The sequence below is a fragment of the Limnospira indica PCC 8005 genome (assembly GCF_000973065.1).
GTDB classification, from domain to species: domain Bacteria; phylum Cyanobacteriota; class Cyanobacteriia; order Cyanobacteriales; family Microcoleaceae; genus Limnospira; species Limnospira fusiformis.
Genome location: NZ_FO818640.1, coordinates 3,754,079 through 3,770,226, shown reverse-complemented (window position 1 = coordinate 3,770,226; position 16,148 = coordinate 3,754,079). Strand labels below are relative to the sequence as shown.

Sequence of the window (16,148 nt, the reverse complement as noted above, 5' to 3'; positions counted from 1 at the left end):
TTTCCGTCCTTGAGTCGCTTTTTTCTCAAATGAGAATTGCTGATATCATCCAATGCCTATTGACATATAGGTGTCAGCTGATCTATAATGGAGAGGTTTGAGTACAACGGGATGTAGCGCAGCTTGGTAGCGCGCCTGCTTTGGGAGCAGGATGTCGCAGGTTCAAATCCTGTCATCCCGATTTAACTTAAACCCTTATCCTGACTACTATCGCGGGAATTGCTTTAACCCGATAGTCGTACCGTTACACTCAAAATACACGTGCGAGACGTTCAGGCATGAAATAAGGTTGCAATACCTGAAATAACCGCCTGGTGGGGATTTCAACCCCTCGGTTGAATATAAGGAGCGCACTCCTGACCATCCCCATAACTGTTTATATGTCCCGACGCTTGGAGAAATCTAAGCAAGGCAGGGAACTCAAGGTCATAAACAAACTGAGAAATCAGGGAGTAGAGAGTAAAGGCGATAGCCACCCCCAATTTTGGGAATCACAACCCCAGGATTGAAGCGGGGAACGGAAGGCGTGAAGTAGAACCTACTACCAGATGCGACCACTGCCAACCATCCATGATTAGGGAAACCGAATGTCCGGCTTGAACCATCGTAATGAGTGAGTAGCGAAATAGGTTGATACGCTGCGTTCAAAAGAACATGGGGAAAAGTAGGAGTTTGTTTGTACTATAGCATTAGTCAAGGTGGTTAGGACGCAGCTTTGAGAACGGAATCCATGGCATCATGGAGAGAATCAAACTGCTCAATGCAGTGGCGAATACGGGCTTTCAGCCACGACCAACATTTCTCTATCTTCTTGAGGTCTGGCGAATAAGGTGGTAGATAGGATAGAGTAAACGGCATTGAGCTGCCTCCACCAGTTCAGCAATCCGCCCCCCTTTATGAAACGTTGCATTGTCCAATACTAGAGTCTGACCTGGCTTCAATGTTGGAATTAAGATGAACTCCAACCACAACTCAAACACTGTCCGATTACAACAACCCTCAAAGCTAAAGGGAGCTAAGAGTTGTTGATGACACCATGCGGCTATCATACTTACCCTGCCCTGCCTCTTCCCTGATTTGAGTGCATGGAAGCGTTTTCCTTCCTCGCAGTAACCATAAGGGTAATCCGAGTCCTGACTATTCATGGCGGCTTCATCGAGGTAGACCACTTCTTCCGGCTCCATCTGTTCAATCTGAGCCATAAACTCCTCTCGCTGTTGCTTCCAACGTTCTTGGTAGCCGTAAGTTTTTTTTCTGGTGAAGCCAATTTTCTTCAAGGCTCTGGATATGGTGCGAGGAGAGATGTCGTCATCCCAAAGTTCAGCCATTTGAGCGGAGGTTTTGTGGCCATGCTCTTGGGCAAAAGCCTTGAATTTCTGCCAGTCGGTAATTTTGTGGTTATTGCCAGGTCGGTGATGAGGTTTAGGGAGGAAGTCTCCGGTCTGTGCTTTTCTTTGCAGCCAGAGATTAATGGTGTTCCTGCTGACATGGAAAACTTGACTGGCTTCTGTTTTGGGCATACCGTCTAGTTCAATGGCATCAATAACTTTTTGTCTGAGGTCGTAACTATAGGGGGCTGGCATTTTTGGTCTTCTTAGTCATCTCGTCCTCTCCATTATACGTCCTAAGTGTTCTGTCTTGTGCTACAGCATTAGTCAAGGTGGTTAGGACGCAGCCTTGAGAACGGAATCCATGGCATCATGGAGAGAATCAAACTGCTCAATACAATGGCGAATGCGGGCTTTCAACCACGACCAACATTTCTCTATCTTGTTGAGGTCTGGCGAATAAGGTGGTAGATAGAGCAAACGGCATTGAGCCGCCTCCACTAGCTCAGGAATCCGTCCCCCTTTATGAAACGTTGCATTGTCTAGCACTAGAGTCTGACCTGGCTTCAGTGTTGGAATTAAGATGAACTCCAACCACAACTCAAACACTGTCCGATTACAACAACCCTCAAAGCTAAAGGGGGCTAAGAGTTGTTGATGACACCATGCGGCTATATAGCTCACCCTGTCCTGCCTCTTCCCTGATTTGAGGGCATGGAAGCGTTTTCCTTCCTCGCAGTAACCATAAGGGTAATCCGAGTCCTGACTATTCATGCCGGCTTCATCGAGGTAGACCACTTCTTGTGGCTCCATCTGTTCAATCTGAGCCATAAACTCCTCTCGCTGTTGCTTCCAACGTTCTTGGTAGCCGTAAGTTTTTTTTCTGGTGAAGCCAATTTTCTTCAAGGCTCTGGATATGGTGCGAGGAGAGATGTCGTCATCCCAAAGTTCAGCCATTTGAGCTGCTGTTTTGTCGCCATGCTCTTGGACAAAAGCCTTGAATTTTTGCCAGTCGGTAATTTTGTGGTTATTGCCAGGTGGGTGATTAGGTTTAGGGAGGAAGTCTCCGGTCTGTGCTTTTCTTTGCAGCCAGAGATTAATGGTGTTCCGGCTGACATGGAAAACTTGACTGGCTTCTGTTTTGGGCATACCGTCTAGTTCAATTGCATCAATAACTTTTTGTCTGAGGTCGTAACTATAGGGGGCTGGCATTTTGGGTCTTCTTAGTCATCTCGTCCTCTCCATTATACGTCCTAACTTTCCTGTCTTGTGCTATACAATAACCCCTTTGTGCGAGACGTTTAGGAGTGAAATAGAGCTGCAATGCCTGAAATAACCTCCTAGTGGGACTTCTACCCCTTGGTAGAATATAAGGAGTGCGCCCTGACCATCCCATAACTATAGCATTAGTCAAGGTGGTTAGGACGCAGCTTGGAGAACGGAATCCATGGCATCATGGAGAGAATCAAACTGCTCAATACAATGGCGAATGCGGGCTTTCAACCACGAACAACATTTCTCTATCTTGTTGAGGTCTGGCGAATAAGGTGGTAGATAGAGCAAACGGCATTGAGCCGCCTCCACTAGCTCAGGAATCCGTCCCCCTTTATGAAACGTTGCATTGTCTAGCACTAGAGTCTGACCTGGCTTCAGTGTTGGAATTAAGATGAACTCCAACCACAACTCAAACACTGTCCGATTACAACAACCCTCAAAGCTAAAGGGGACTAAGAGTTGTTGATGACACCCTCAGTACAGGACAAAAAAGCTGAAAGTCTTAGCCAAAAGGGAATCTAGCCGAAAATTCTGAAGGGGGCGCTCCGGGCTGAGGTGAAAGTCGAGGGGTGGGGGGGTAGCGCCAAGTTGGGGTGAGAGGGTTACATCGGAATTACCACAAACCAAACTTCCCTCTCATGAACGAGCTTAACCGATTACGAGACACTTTGCGCCCTCACTTGCCCTGGCACGGGGCGAGATTAAACTTTGTCTGCCTGTTCCTGATGGCGCTATTCCAAACAAAGACGGTTAATCTGATGGAAATAGCGACTGTATTCGCAAATCCTGTGCAAATTTCCTCAAATTACCAGCGATTACAACGTTTTTTTCGGCAATTCAAATTTGACCGGGCAGAGATTGCCCGTTTCGTCGTTAGCCTCATTGACATTCCCCAACCTTGGACTCTTAGTCTCGACCGCACCTGTTGGTCTTTCGGTCAAACCCATTTCAACATCTTGATGTTGGCAGTCGTCCACGAGGGGATTGCCTTTCCCCTGCTGTGGACGATGCTTGACAAAAAGGGCAATAGCAACAGTGGCGAACGCATGGACTTATTCGACCGCTTCGAGGCACTATTTCCTGACGTGGAGGTGGCTTGTCTGACCGCTGACCGGGAATTTGTGGGGCGAGATTGGCTCTCGTATCTTCTCATCGACCCCGAGGTTCCTTTCCGCCTACGCATCCGCCACAGCGAGCTGATTAGTCCTAAGTTAGGAGGAACTCAACTCGGCGTAGCGGCGAACGAATGTTTGATTCTCTGCGACCCGGAGAATTTCGCCAGCTTTCGGGTCGCCGTTGGGTTTGGGGACGGCAGGTTTACGTCATTGGCTCTCGTCTGTCTGATTCGGGGGAGTTGTTGATTCTCATCACTAACGCTTGCCCCGAAACGGCCCTCCCCGACTATGCTCGGCGTTGGGGTATTGAAAACCTCTTCGGAGCCTTGAAGACTCGGGGCTTCTGTCTCGAATCGACTCACTTTAAGGACCCTGAGCGCTTGAGCCGTTTATTGGCTTTGCTTAGCCTGGCTTTGCTTTTACTTGGGCTATGAAGGTGGGTTTGTGGATTCACCAAGGTTCACCCATTCCTTTGAAGGCTCACGGACGATGCTCCCAGAGTCTTTTCCGCACTGGCTTCGATTTTCTACGCCGCACTTTCTCTAATCTGCCTTTGTTTTCAGGGCGGTTTCACCAGGCTCTACTCTACAACTTTTGTCCTGTACTTAGGATGACACCATGCGACTATATAGCTCACCCTACCCTGCCTCTTCCCTGATTTGAGGGCATGGAAGCGTTTTCCTTCTTCGCACTAACCACAAGGGTAATCCGAGTCCTGACTATTCATGCCGGCTTCATCGAGGTAGACCACTTCTTCCGGCTCCATCTGTTCAATCTGAGCCATAAACTCCTCTCGCTGTTGCTTCCAACGTTCTTGGTAGCCGTAAGTTTTTTTTTCTGGTGAAGCCAATTTTCTTCAAGGCTCTGGATATGGTGCGAGGAGAGATGTCGTCATCCCAAAGTTCAGCCATTTGAGCTGCTGTTTTGTCGCCATGCTCTTGGGCAAAAGCCTTGAATTTTTGCCAGTCGGTAATTTTGTGGTTATTGCCAGGTCGGTGATGAGGTTTAGGGAGGAAGTCTCCGGTCTGTGCTTTTCTTTGCAGCCAGAGATTAATGGTGTTCCGGCTGACATGGAAAACTTGACTGGCTTCTGTTTTGGGCATACCGTCTAGTTCAATGGCATCAATAACTTTTTGTCTGAGGTCGTAACTATAGGGGGCTGGCATTTTTGGTCTTCTTAGTCATCTCGTCCTCTCCATTATACGTCCTAACTTTCCTGTTTTGTGCTATAATTATCACCCTCGTAGGGTGCGTCACAGGGATAACCTATCGGGTCAACGGCCAATTTTGTTCATCTGACGCACCGCCCCTATCGTGGTCAAGAAACCGGGTTTCTAAGCAAACGGTGGGGTGGGAGAACTAACAGCAGAACCCGCCTCTACAATTAATAATTATCACCCTCGTAGGGCGCGTCACAGGGATAACCTATCGGGTCAACGGCCAATTTTGTTCATCTGACCCACCGCCTTTAGCCGGAGAAATTCGCCCAATTGTTCGGTAAAATAAATTACCATATTAATCAAAACCGGAAAGACAATTAGGTATAAAGCATGACCGCAACCACATCAAAACCCGTTTCCGCCATTCCCGAATTTTGTCAGGGCATCCAGTATTTTAGCGAAACATTCCCCAGATTAGAAACTTACGGTCAGAAGCCAGCCATAGCTGAGGGGAAAGTGGCTATTTCCGACCCTAAAGACCCCGTAGCAGTATATCAAACCCTGCTGTACGCGGACGCGCTGCGGTACTTAATTCTACAGGTAACAGGTAGTAAAGCATCAGGACACCCAGGGGGTTTCGCCAGCCAAGCGGAAGCCTATGCAGCCTTAGTCATGCTGGGTTATAAAAATATTATTACGGAAGTGGGACACCATGCGCCAGGCTTCTATAGCGCGGTTTTCCTCGATCGCTCCTTAGAAGACATGGAAATCTACACCGTGCAACAACTGCGCGATCGCTTCCGGGAAATGCACGGACTGCTGGGGCATCTTTCCGGTTATATTCCCGGTCTACTGAACCCCGCCGGACCCCTAGGACAAGGTCAGCATTTCGCCATGGCCGCCGCCCTCTTACACAGGGACAAACTCTTCCCCTTCACCCTAGGTGATGGTGGTATGGGAGAGCCTTACCCCATGAGCAGCATGGCGCATTTTAACACAGCCTATCCTAATGTAACCAACTTCCTGCCCATATTAGTTTGGAATGGCTACAGCCAGGAACATCACAGCATGGTCTCCACTAAAACTAATGAGGAAATGATCGCCTATTGGAAAGGTAACGGCTTCAAAGAAGTCTTGCTAGTCGATGCTAAAGACTTCGACGACCAAAACCAACCCGGAGATTATGTTGATAGTACCGCTTTTTCCATTGATCGGCGCATGGCTTTCACCCAGGCGGTGATGGAAACAGTAGACAAAGCCGCAAAATCCGCCCTAAATGGTACATTGACCGTATTTATTATTAAACAACTCAAAGGGGCCGGTGTTCATGCCCGGGGTGCGAAATCCCATAATCTCTATCCCGGAGATACCCTCGACAGTCCCCATATTATTAAGGCCCTCCAGGAGCGATCGCTACCAGTAGCCGCTTGGGAGTTGGTGCGTAAAAACATTGAACGAGCAGGCGGTGGTCCCGCTTCTAAGACAGTCGTAACTGAGTTTGAGTACCCGATCGCCGATTTTGGTACACTCCCCTTAGAAGAATATACAGTCGGCGGTGATCCGAAAGTCGCAACTACCGCTATGGGGGCGATCGTTGGTCATGTTGGCCAAAAAGACCCCCATTTTCTCGTCACCAACGCCGATGGTAACGCCGCTTCCGGTATTAACAACATTAACCAAGCCCTGAAAATTATTCACCCTACCCCTGATGATACCTATTTCCAGGGACCCAATGGACAGGTTTATGAGCCACTCAGTGAAGACGCTTGCGCCGGAATGGCTGCAGGTTTAGCCTTAATGGGCGCACGGACTCTGTGGTGTTCCTACGAGTCTTTTGCTATTAATGGTTTACCGATTTGGCAAACTGTCACCCAGGCTATGGCTGAGTTGCGCCACCTCACCCCCTCCACCATTACCTTATTTACCGCCGGCGCTTTGGAACAGGGACGCAACGGCTGGACTCACCAACGCCCGGAAATTGAGGCTTATTTTGCCGCTATGTTACGCAACGGTAATGTTTTCGCTCTGTTTCCCCCAGATGCCAATAGTATCCAGGTCTGTTATCAATGGGCACTCAATACTAAAAATAAGGGCATTACTATTACTGCTAGTAAGTCACCTTTACCGATTCGTACTACCTTTGAACAAACCCGCCAAGGCTTGCGAGATGGAGCCGTGATTTTGGAAGAAGTCAAAGGTGATAAAACTGTCGTTTTTGCTGTCATTGGAGATATGACTTTAATCCCCGTTTTTGAGGCGGCGGCTTACCTGGAAACCGAGGGAATTGGTACTCGCATTGTCTCCGTGATTAACCCCCGCCGTTTGTATCGTCCTACTGATGTCGCTTGGGATACTTGTTCCGAACCTGATGGCGATTTTATCAGTGATGAACTCTTCGATAATTTGTTTGGTGGGGATGCTTTGATTGGGGTGACAGGCGGCGCTAGTTTGATGCTGGAACCGATTATGTTGCGTAGTAGTGTCCGCCGCGATACTTTCGCATGGAAACGGGGAGAAACTACTTCTAGTGCGGGTCAGTTGATGGCTTTTAATGGCTTGACTGCTGAGACTTTGACTAAAAGAGCGATCGAGTTAATCCACTAGGTTTAACTGGTTTTTCCTGCGTGTCCGTTGGGGGGGAGGAGTATTCCCGTTTTCCGTCATTCTCCCCGACCCCCCCCTACTTCTTCCTACTTCTTCCTAGGACTCGACACCCTTCCAACTCTGATTGGTGTCACAATATAATCTTGATGTAATCTGCAATTATACCTTATGTATCTAACTTGGTTGGACAGTAACTCTTGGTTAGTGGAGATGGCTGGTAAGTCTATCCTGGTTGACCCTTGGTTGGTGGGGTCTTTGGTGTTTGGTAATTTACCCTGGTTATTTAAAGGGGAAAAACAGAAAACTCGCCCCATTCCCGAACGCATTGATGCTATCCTTCTGTCTCAGGGGTTGGAAGATCATGCTCATATTCCTACCTTAAAAATACTCGATAAAAATATTCCCGTCGTCGCTTCCCCTAATGCGGCTAAGGTGGTGCGAGAATTGGGTTATACTCAGGTTCATTCTTTGAATCATGGGGAGACTTTTCAACTGGGCGCGAGCATCGAAATTAGGGCGGTTCCCGGTTCCCCTATTGGTCCGACTTTGGTGGAAAATGGCTATGTTATCTCTGATACTACTACTCACCACAGTCTCTATTATGAACCCCACGGCTATCATTCCCCCACTTTGAAAGAATTGGCTCCCATTGATGTCGTAATTACTCCTATTATGGATTTGGCTTTACCCTTGATAGGTCCCATTATTCGTGGCACAAAATCCGCCCTAGAGTTAACCAAAATGGTACAGCCACAGGTGATATTACCAACCGCCGCCGCTGGTGATGTCTCCTATGAGGGATTATTAGTTGCGGCTTTAAAGGTAGTCGGAAACCTAGAAGATTTTCGCTCTCTCATCGCTCGCAATAACCTGAAAACTCGCGTGCTTAATCCGCAGGCGGGTGAACGTTTTGCTATTGATTTATAGTTGGCTTTCCATAGAGGCGATCGCATTTTTCCCCAGCCGGGAATTTCGGAAAAGTAAACCTAGGTGGCAAAAAAAAATTTTCTGGGCGCGCCCCCGCGCTTTTTTTTCAGAAAACCCTATCTTTTTCAGGGAGTCCGTGCTACAGTATAAGATAATGGCGATAGTTGCGAAAATATTATTTTGGCTCACATCTAATTATGTGATATACTCCTATCATAGCCGACTAGCGCCGCCGTGTCAACCCCCTTTTCACTACTTTTTGATATACTAGATCACACTGGTAGCAATTTTCGTGGCGAGAATGCCAGCTTGTTCGATCATAAATACCCTTGCATCCGGGCTAGGGTCATCAGTGTAAATTGCAAATATAAAATATCTATGTCTGCTCTATAAAACTTAAACAAAACCGGACATAGCCGGATATTGATGTTTATTTCTGGCTTCGTCCGGGACTGTCGGCAGCACCCCGTCCACAAGTGTAATCGTCGAAACCCGGCAATTTTTCTAAATTTATACTGGCGTTCAAATCTCTATCAATCTTCAGGCCACAGTTTGGACATTCAAAAGTCCGACGGACTAGGGGCATTTTTTGACGATAACCGCAATTAGAACACAGTTGACTGGATGGATAAAATCTATCGGCAATAATCAACTTTGAACCATAACGTTCTGCCTTGTCACCTAGTTGCCGACGGAACTCATAAAATGAAGCATCAGCGATAGAACCCGCCAAACCATGATTTTTCAGCATACCTGACACATTCAAATCTTCAATGACTACTTGGCTGTGGTTTTTAGCCAAAAAAGTAGTGATTTTATGAATGGTGTCACGGCGAATATTAGCGACTCTTTGATGTAGCTTTTGAACTTTTAAGAGACATTTGGCCCGATTTTTTGAGCCTTTGACTTTGCGACTTAAATGACGTTGTAATCTGGCTAGTTTTTTGGTCGCTGCTTTATAAGCCTTGGGATTAGAGAATTGGGTCCCATCGGAGCAAGTCGCCCAATTGTTAATTCCTAGGTCTACCCCGATTCTCTCTCGATATTTCGGTGTAATTTCTGGTGTGATTTCTACGAAAAAGCTCATATACCAGTCCCCTGCTTGGCGGGCTATAGTGACTTTCTTAACCCAACTTTCGGGTAGAGCCTCAAATGTAGAAACCCAGCCCACAAAAGGCAGCTTATGGCGAGTTCCTGACAGATTGAATGGCTGTCCGGAATTGTCAAGCGTAAAACTATCATGGTGGCCTTTCTTCTTAAATTTAGGATAACTGCTTATTCCCTTGAAGAAGCGCTTAAAGGCATCCCCTAGATTAATGAAGGCATATTGATCAACTTTAGAAGACAATTCGGACATCCAAGGATATTGAGGTTTTACATAATTTGTAAAAACCTTTTTGATGGAGTTGACATTAGGCTTGAGTCCCTCTTCATAAGCTGACCTCCATAAGTGTAATCCCCAATTGAACACAAACCGAGCATAGCCAGCGTGTTTGGCCATCAAGGTGGCTTGACGGTCATTGAGTTTTAGTTTGGTACGGAAAGCTTTGTAAAGGTAGGGGTCGAGAGGGAAGTCGCCTTCCCCCACTCCCATTCAAAACCGTGCTTGATACTTTCGCATCACACGGCTCCTGATGTAGATACCCCTTGGCAACGGGAACAGGGTTACCAACCCCTGCTTTTGTACTTCAACTTTTGGAGCTAAATACAACATCGTAGTGTTTAAACTCGCTTTCGCCGTTAAACTCCTGTTGATTGCAGTAACTATATCTACACCGTGACTAGTGGGCATATCCTAACCATTACAATTAGGCATTGGCTTTCAGTCACATCCCTTCCCCTTAAAGGCATACGATTACACTTTCACTACTCAACAAGATGTACCTGCCGAGAGCCTAAAAAAAGGGGTTTAAACGTTCCGTTTATATGGGCATTCCATCTTTAGACTTGTCCTTTCCACCGGGGTACTTAAAAAGGTCTGTGTAGGTGTTGTATGGAAAACCCTACTTTTCCCCTTGCTCTTTTGAGCGCAGCGTGGCAACCTATTACGCTACTCAATAATGACGATGGTTCAAGCCAGACATTCGGTTTCCCTAGTCATGGATGGTTGGCAGTGGTCGCATTTGGTAGTAGGTTCTACTTCACGCCTTCCGTTCCCCGCTTCAATCCCAAGGTTGTGTATCCTGAAACTGGGGGTGGCTATCGCCTTTACTCTCTACTCCCTGATTTCTCAGTTTGTTTATGACCTTGAGTCCCCTGCCTTGCTCAGATTTCTCCAAGCGTCGGGACATATAAACAGTTATGGGATGGTCAGGGATGTGAATCCCTTATATTCCACAAAGGGGTGGAAGTCCCACTAGGAGGCTATTTCGGGCATTGCATCCCTATTTCACTCCTAAACGTCTCGCACCCATGATTTAATTATATCATAAATCCGGCTTTCTTGAGTTTGGGGAATGCGAAATTTGGCATGGTTTGGGGTTTAACCGTATAGCGTTTCTCCAGAAGGGTATGGTACGGCTTCGGGCAGCCCCAAACCGTCGGCGGCCCAGAACATCCGAGGGCTTTGCAACGTACCTCATGAGTCCACTGAACCTCTATATATCCATTGTTGAGTGGCAAATTTTGGGAGCATCTCATTTTGGCAGCTAATACTTCTTAGAGGCCACCCCAAGCCTATAACTTTTCAAAAAATTGCTGATTGCCAACTTTAAAATTACAGAAAGCTAAACGGTACTAAGTTGTTCACCGTCTAAATTGGAGGCAACAAGGGAAATCATGAAACTCAACTGGGTGCGGCGTTGCACAGTATGAATGAGCTAGAAGCATCCAATTTAAATACTCCATCGCTGCTCTTTTGATTTGATGTGATAAAATTTTATCGAGTTGAATTTAATTGAATCTGATGAACTTGACTCCTGAACAGTTAGAACGCCTTGACGCCTGTATCCAAGAAATTGGTGAAATTATGTACAGCCAGATGGACTCAGGTAAGCTAAAAGACATGGAAATGTTGGAAACCATGACACGGCAACAGATATTGGATTATATAGGGCCGAAACTTTTATTTTTTTTTATTTCTCAAGTTACCGGAACAACTCACGGAAAAAAACGGAAACTTAAAACTTGTTTAGGTTCCGTAACTTTAACCAGTAAACAAGCCCAGATTATGGGAATAAATTCCTATGCTCGTCTTAGCCCCCTTTTGTTAAAATGTAGTTGGTTAGTCAGTGCTAAGTCTTCTTATGAAAGGGGAGAAAAAGACATAAAAGTATTGACAGGTGTCCAAGTTTCTCATAGTACCTTACAACGTCAAGTTAATGAATCAGACTTTGATTTTCCTTCAGCGAAACAGCCTGTAAGTGAAGTCTGTATTGATGGAGGTAAAGTCAGATTGCGTACTCCAGAAAAAGGCGTTTCTTGTATCTGGAAAGATTATAAAGTAGGGCGAATGCAAGGAATTTACTATGGGGCAACCTTTCAAGACCCTCAAACTTTAACGGATTGGATTAATAGTCAAAAAACGACGAATCCACTCATCTATTTGGGAGATGGGCATGACGGAATTTGGAAGCTTTTTAAAGAAATTGGTAGCCCCGAACAACGTCAGGAAATTTTAGATTGGTTTCATCTTAAAGAAAATCTTTTTAAAGTTAGAGCTTCAAAGAAGAACCTGAAAACAATCGAAGCGTTACTCTGGAAGGGCCAAGTTATAGAGGCTAAAGCCTCATTGCTCAAGTATAAAAGTCACCAAGCCTCTAAATTTAGGGCGTATTTAACCAAGCATGAATCCCGAATTATTAATTATGAGCAAGCTCAAAAAGAACAAATTTGTTCCATTGGCTCGGGGGCTGTAGAGTCAGGGGTTAAGCAAATTGACAAACGATTAAAATTAGCTGGAGCTCAATGGAATTCGGAAAATATTACGAAGATTTTAGGGTTACGCTGTGCTTATCTTAATGGGAGCCTAGATGCGTACATAATGTGACCAGAATTGACCGTTAGTTTTTATTTTTTTTACAGTTTACCACTTAATATTTTATCCAATTTATCTGACTACCATATGGGAAGTTAGGTCGTTTTATTCTGCCATAAATTTGCTCCAAGATTTGAGCAATATTTTTCTCTGCAACCCCGGTGAAGGATCCTCCCATAATCCGACCCTAGAAAGATAATATTTTTGCCAAATTGAGATGCTCCCCAAATTTTCTTGAGTATTATGCTTTATTGTCCTAAGATGTCTAGCAAATCTCCGACTAAATCATTGCTCCCTCGGATTGCACGAGTTGTTTCGCTGGTTGTGCCGGTGTTGATTGCGTGATTGCTGGTTGTTTTGGCGTCTGTGTCAGTTGCCCCGGTGCAGGTTGCGTGAATATCGATCGCCCGGGTGTCAGTTGCCCCGGTGCAGGTTGCGTGAATATCGATCGCCCCGGTGCAGGTTGCGTGAATGTCGATCGCCCCGGTGCAGGTTGCGTGAATGTCGATCGCCCCGGTGTCAGTTGCCCCGGTGCAGGTTGCGTGAATGTCGATCGCCCCGGTGTCGGTCGTGTGTTTGCCAAGTTAGCGATCGGCTTAATGCGGCTCCACTAGCCGTGAGAATATGCTTGCCATCGGGACTAAACGAGGCACTGTAGACCCAATCCTGATGCCCTTGGAACACCGCAATCAGATTACCTTGGGTATCCCACAACCGGGCGGTTCCATCCTGACTAGCCGTGACAATTTGGCTACCATCAGGACTAAATGTAGCACTCTGGTTCTCGATACAATTCTTTACAATTTTCTGATTTTTCTCTGACTGACTATAAATTTACGAAACGGTAACTTTTAATACGGTTTGTCTTCGCAAGAATTGCTATAACTGTAATATCGAGAGCAATAAGTAGTTCTCTTAAGCGATGTTCGTACATATTAGGACATCGTACAGCAAAATTAGTGCTTCTAGGGTTCCGATTTGAATCTTTGGGTTTAGATGACTGGTCCGAGAGAAGCAAGCCAGCCTAAAATGGTTTTTTAGATATGGATAGCCATATCATCAATTAGGCCTTGGTTACACGGCGGGATAAAAGCCCGGGAGGTCTATAACAGTTGAACTGTTATGACTTCTCGGGCATTGTTGTTTTTGCCGTTCAAATAAAACAAGATTGGTGCTAAAAAATGACTGAAGAACCGACGTTTCAAAATCCGAATTCTCATTCCTCTAACAATTCTCAACCGATTAGAGCAACCGAAGCGAGTCGCGCTTTGGAACGAGAAGCACAGTTGCCGATGACCGGGTGGCAGCAAGAAGTTTCCAAAGGTTTGGAATATGGCCTCGAAGGCGCAGATAGCATCCAAGATCGCAGTATTCCAACTTTTTCTCGGGGAGAACTGCCGCATTATGCCGGGATTAACACCTTTTTAAAAGCGCCTTATTTAGAAGACGTGCGGCAGGTGGGGAACTATGATGTCGCCGTCGTGGGTGTTCCTCACGATTCGGGGACGACTTATCGTCCCGGTACGCGATTTGGCCCCCAAGGAATCCGGCGCATTTCCGCCCTTTATAGCCCCTACAATTTTGAACTTGGCGTTGATTTGCGTGAGCAAATTACAATTTGTGATGCGGGGGATATCTTTACTATTCCGGCCAACAACGAAAAGTCATTCGACCAAATTTCCAAAGGGATTGCCCATATCTTTAGTTCCGGTGCATTTCCAATTATTCTCGGGGGGGATCATTCCATTGGATATCCCACAGTCCGGGGGATTTGTCGTCATTTAGGGGATAAAAAAGTTGGGATTATTCACTTTGACCGCCATGTGGATACCCAGGAAACTGATTTAGATGAGCGGATGCATACCTGTCCCTGGTTTCATGCGACCAATATCAAGAATGCACCCCCTCAAAATCTAGTACAACTTGGCATCGGAGGATGGCAAGTTCCCCGTCAAGGGGTGAAAGTTTGTCGGGAAAGGGCCACTAATATTTTAACCGTCACTGACATCACCGAAATGGGTTTAGATGCAGCGGTAGAGTTTGCCTTAGAACGAGCTTTAGACGGCACAGACTGCGTCTATATTAGTTTTGATATTGATTGCATTGATGCCGGTTTTGTCCCCGGTACCGGATGGCCGGAACCTGGGGGTTTACTACCCAGGGAGGCCCTCTATTTGTTAGGGAAAATTGTGCAACGCGCCCCGGTTTGTGGCTTAGAGGTGGTAGAAGTTTCTCCCCCTTACGATATCAGCGACATTACCGCCTTGATGGCAACTCGGGTGATTTGCGATACGATGGCCCATTTGGTGTTATCCGGGCAATTGCCTCGCAAAGAAAAGCCCTATTATATTCATCCAGAAGCTCAACCCGAATTAGTGGTGAGATAGTGACTCAGGTAGAGGCGTAATAAATCTCTTCCGCCTAGAGTAAGTGGAAAACCTGACCAACAACAACCTAAATCGACCGTGCATGAAACTGATTTAACCAAGGCGCTGATTTTTACGGTGAAAGATTGGTGGGATGCACAACCCGAACCGCCGAAAATTGTAGATTTGCATTTGATTATCGGCAAATTCACCTGTGTAGAACCCGTCAGCTTACAGTTTGCCTTTGAGGTGCAAACGCGCAATACGTTTTTAGAGGGAGTAAAACTCAAGATTAAAGAAACGCCATTGATTGCTTTTTGTCATTGTTGCCAGCAGGAGTATGCTCCAGAAATCGGATTGCAATATGCTTGTCCCACCTGCCAATCCCCTCTGGAAGATATTCGCTCAGGACGGGAATTAAAAATAGACAGAATCGAGTACCATTTAGAAACCCAGGAGACCCCAATTCATGCATCAAACTTTTGACGCCGCCCTTGGAATTAATTTGCTCCATGTTAATCAAGCCGGGGCCGATGATAATCGTGCTCATTTCGATGAATGGGGGCTGACTTGTTTAAATATTATGAGCAGTCCCGGTGCGGGAAAAACGGTGCTATTAGAGCGCACGTTGGCCGCGTTAAATGATACGGTAAAAATGGTGGTCATTGAAGGGGATATGACCACGGAACTGGATGCAGAGCGCCTGCGAAAGTATGGAGTGCCTGTGATTGCCATTAATACCGGGCGTTCTTGCCATTTAGATTCTAAAATGGTATCGGGAGGCATTCACCAACTGGCCTACTCCTACGAACCGTCAGAATTTGATTTAGTGTTGGTCGAAAATGTCGGCAATTTAGTTTGCCCCGCTGAATTTGAGGTGGGAGAACACGCCAAGGTGGCGCTGCTGAGTGTCACGGAAGGGGAAGATAAACCCCTCAAATATCCGGTGATGTTTCAGCAAGCGGATTGTTTGTTAATTACCAAAATTGATTTAGCGCCCTATTTGGATATTGAAATTTCCCGGATTGAAGAGAACGTGCGGCAGATGAATCCTCATGTGACAATCATTCCGGTGTCAGCCAAAACAGGGGAAGGACTAGCGTTGTGGTACGACTGGGTGCGATCGCAAGTGGGTCGTTTTGCTCCCGTTACTTCAGAAGCTAACCCCCCGAATGTAGCAGCATTCGGGCATTAAAAGGAGGGGCGATCGCAACCCGGGCAGAAAGGCGATCGCCCAGCGCGCCACCTCTCCCGGATTCCGTTCCCCTTCAAGCAAAACGCTTCCCCATATAAGCATTTTCCACAGAATTTTGTAGGATTAATTACCATTTGAAAATGGGATAAATGGTATAGATCGAACCATGAGCTTTCCACTGACTATCAACTCAGGAGGACCC

General features: G+C 46.3%; 11 protein-coding genes, 1 tRNA gene, 4 pseudogenes and 1 riboswitch. Of the genes and pseudogenes, 9 read left to right on the top strand and 7 right to left on the bottom strand.

What is annotated here, in order from left to right; translation table 11 throughout:
• Positions 1 to 107: 107 nt before the first annotated feature.
• Positions 108 to 181: transfer RNA gene (locus XZ46_RS16440), tRNA-Pro, on the top strand.
• A gap of 521 nt (positions 182 to 702) precedes the next feature.
• Here XZ46_RS16440 and XZ46_RS16435 read toward each other — a convergent pair.
• The 3 genes and pseudogenes from XZ46_RS16435 to XZ46_RS29935 all read right to left on the bottom strand — a co-directional run.
• Positions 703 to 1,583 (bottom strand): annotated as a pseudogene (locus XZ46_RS16435) (IS630 family transposase).
• An 81-nt stretch (positions 1,584 to 1,664) separates the two neighbouring features.
• Complete coding sequence (locus tag XZ46_RS16430; protein WP_048895138.1) at positions 1,665 to 2,540, bottom strand: IS630 family transposase; 876 nt, start codon at positions 2,538 to 2,540, stop codon at positions 1,665 to 1,667.
• Between the two features lie 207 nt (positions 2,541 to 2,747).
• Positions 2,748 to 3,074, bottom strand: a pseudogene (locus tag XZ46_RS29935) (transposase); the annotation flags it as partial.
• Between the two features lie 167 nt (positions 3,075 to 3,241).
• On the opposite strand from XZ46_RS29935, the pseudogene XZ46_RS16425 reads away from it, so the two are divergent.
• Positions 3,242 to 4,376: pseudogene (locus XZ46_RS16425) on the top strand (IS4 family transposase).
• Here XZ46_RS16425 and XZ46_RS16415 read toward each other — a convergent pair.
• Positions 4,329 to 4,884: pseudogene (locus XZ46_RS16415) on the bottom strand (IS630 transposase-related protein); the annotation flags it as partial. The pseudogenes XZ46_RS16425 and XZ46_RS16415 sit on opposite strands and share 48 nt — an antisense overlap.
• Positions 4,885 to 5,268: 384 nt before the next feature.
• Between XZ46_RS16415 and XZ46_RS16410 the strand changes: the two are divergent.
• Both XZ46_RS16410 and XZ46_RS16405 read left to right on the top strand, forming a co-directional pair.
• On the top strand, positions 5,269 to 7,482 hold the full coding sequence (locus XZ46_RS16410) for a phosphoketolase family protein (protein ID WP_008049219.1): 2,214 nt from the start codon (positions 5,269 to 5,271) through the stop codon (positions 7,480 to 7,482).
• A gap of 168 nt (positions 7,483 to 7,650) precedes the next feature.
• Positions 7,651 to 8,409, top strand: a complete 759-nt coding sequence (locus tag XZ46_RS16405; RefSeq protein WP_006624811.1) for an MBL fold metallo-hydrolase — start codon at positions 7,651 to 7,653, stop codon at positions 8,407 to 8,409.
• Here the strand turns inward: XZ46_RS16405 and XZ46_RS16400 are convergent.
• Both XZ46_RS16400 and XZ46_RS16395 read right to left on the bottom strand, forming a co-directional pair.
• Positions 8,404 to 8,598 carry a hypothetical protein gene (locus XZ46_RS16400; protein WP_039932137.1) on the bottom strand — a complete coding sequence of 65 codons (195 nt, stop codon included), beginning with the start codon at positions 8,596 to 8,598 and terminating at the stop codon, positions 8,404 to 8,406. The two genes, XZ46_RS16405 and XZ46_RS16400, sit on opposite strands and share 6 nt — an antisense overlap.
• 241 nt (positions 8,599 to 8,839) lie before the next feature.
• Positions 8,840 to 10,003, bottom strand: coding sequence for an RNA-guided endonuclease InsQ/TnpB family protein (locus tag XZ46_RS16395; protein ID WP_071829358.1), 1,164 nt, complete (start codon positions 10,001 to 10,003; stop codon positions 8,840 to 8,842).
• Positions 10,004 to 11,314: 1,311 nt separating this feature from the next.
• Between XZ46_RS16395 and XZ46_RS16385 the strand changes: the two genes are divergently transcribed.
• Positions 11,315 to 12,397, top strand: coding sequence for an ISKra4-like element ISAtsp10 family transposase (locus XZ46_RS16385; RefSeq protein WP_008048903.1), 1,083 nt, complete (start codon positions 11,315 to 11,317; stop codon positions 12,395 to 12,397).
• 380 nt (positions 12,398 to 12,777) lie between these two features.
• Positions 12,778 to 12,999 carry a hypothetical protein gene (locus XZ46_RS34425; protein ID WP_152344065.1) on the top strand — a complete coding sequence of 74 codons (222 nt, stop codon included), beginning with the start codon at positions 12,778 to 12,780 and terminating at the stop codon, positions 12,997 to 12,999.
• Here the strand turns inward: XZ46_RS34425 and XZ46_RS32770 are convergent.
• Positions 12,905 to 13,174 carry a WD40 repeat domain-containing protein gene (locus XZ46_RS32770; RefSeq protein WP_228116604.1) on the bottom strand — a complete coding sequence of 90 codons (270 nt, stop codon included), beginning with the start codon at positions 13,172 to 13,174 and terminating at the stop codon, positions 12,905 to 12,907. The genes XZ46_RS34425 and XZ46_RS32770 overlap by 95 nt on opposite strands.
• A gap of 165 nt (positions 13,175 to 13,339) precedes the next feature.
• Positions 13,340 to 13,488, top strand: a riboswitch (guanidine-I (ykkC/yxkD leader).
• A 78-nt stretch (positions 13,489 to 13,566) separates the two neighbouring features.
• On the opposite strand from XZ46_RS32770, the gene XZ46_RS16375 reads away from it, so the two are divergent.
• The 3 genes from XZ46_RS16375 to hypB all read left to right on the top strand — a co-directional run bounded on the left by XZ46_RS16375 (position 13,567) and on the right by hypB (position 15,946).
• The gene (locus tag XZ46_RS16375) at positions 13,567 to 14,772 is read left to right on the top strand and encodes an agmatinase family protein (RefSeq protein ID WP_008048899.1); all 1,206 of its coding nucleotides are present in this window, start codon (positions 13,567 to 13,569) and stop codon (positions 14,770 to 14,772) included.
• 78 nt (positions 14,773 to 14,850) lie between these two features.
• Positions 14,851 to 15,237: a hydrogenase maturation nickel metallochaperone HypA gene (gene hypA, locus XZ46_RS16370; protein ID WP_008048897.1), complete on the top strand. Its 387-nt coding sequence runs from the start codon at positions 14,851 to 14,853 to the stop codon at positions 15,235 to 15,237.
• Positions 15,221 to 15,946, top strand: coding sequence for a hydrogenase nickel incorporation protein HypB (gene hypB / locus XZ46_RS16365; protein ID WP_008048895.1), 726 nt, complete (start codon positions 15,221 to 15,223; stop codon positions 15,944 to 15,946). The genes hypA and hypB overlap by 17 nt, the downstream gene beginning before the upstream one ends.
• The last annotated feature ends 202 nt before the right edge of the window (positions 15,947 to 16,148 follow it).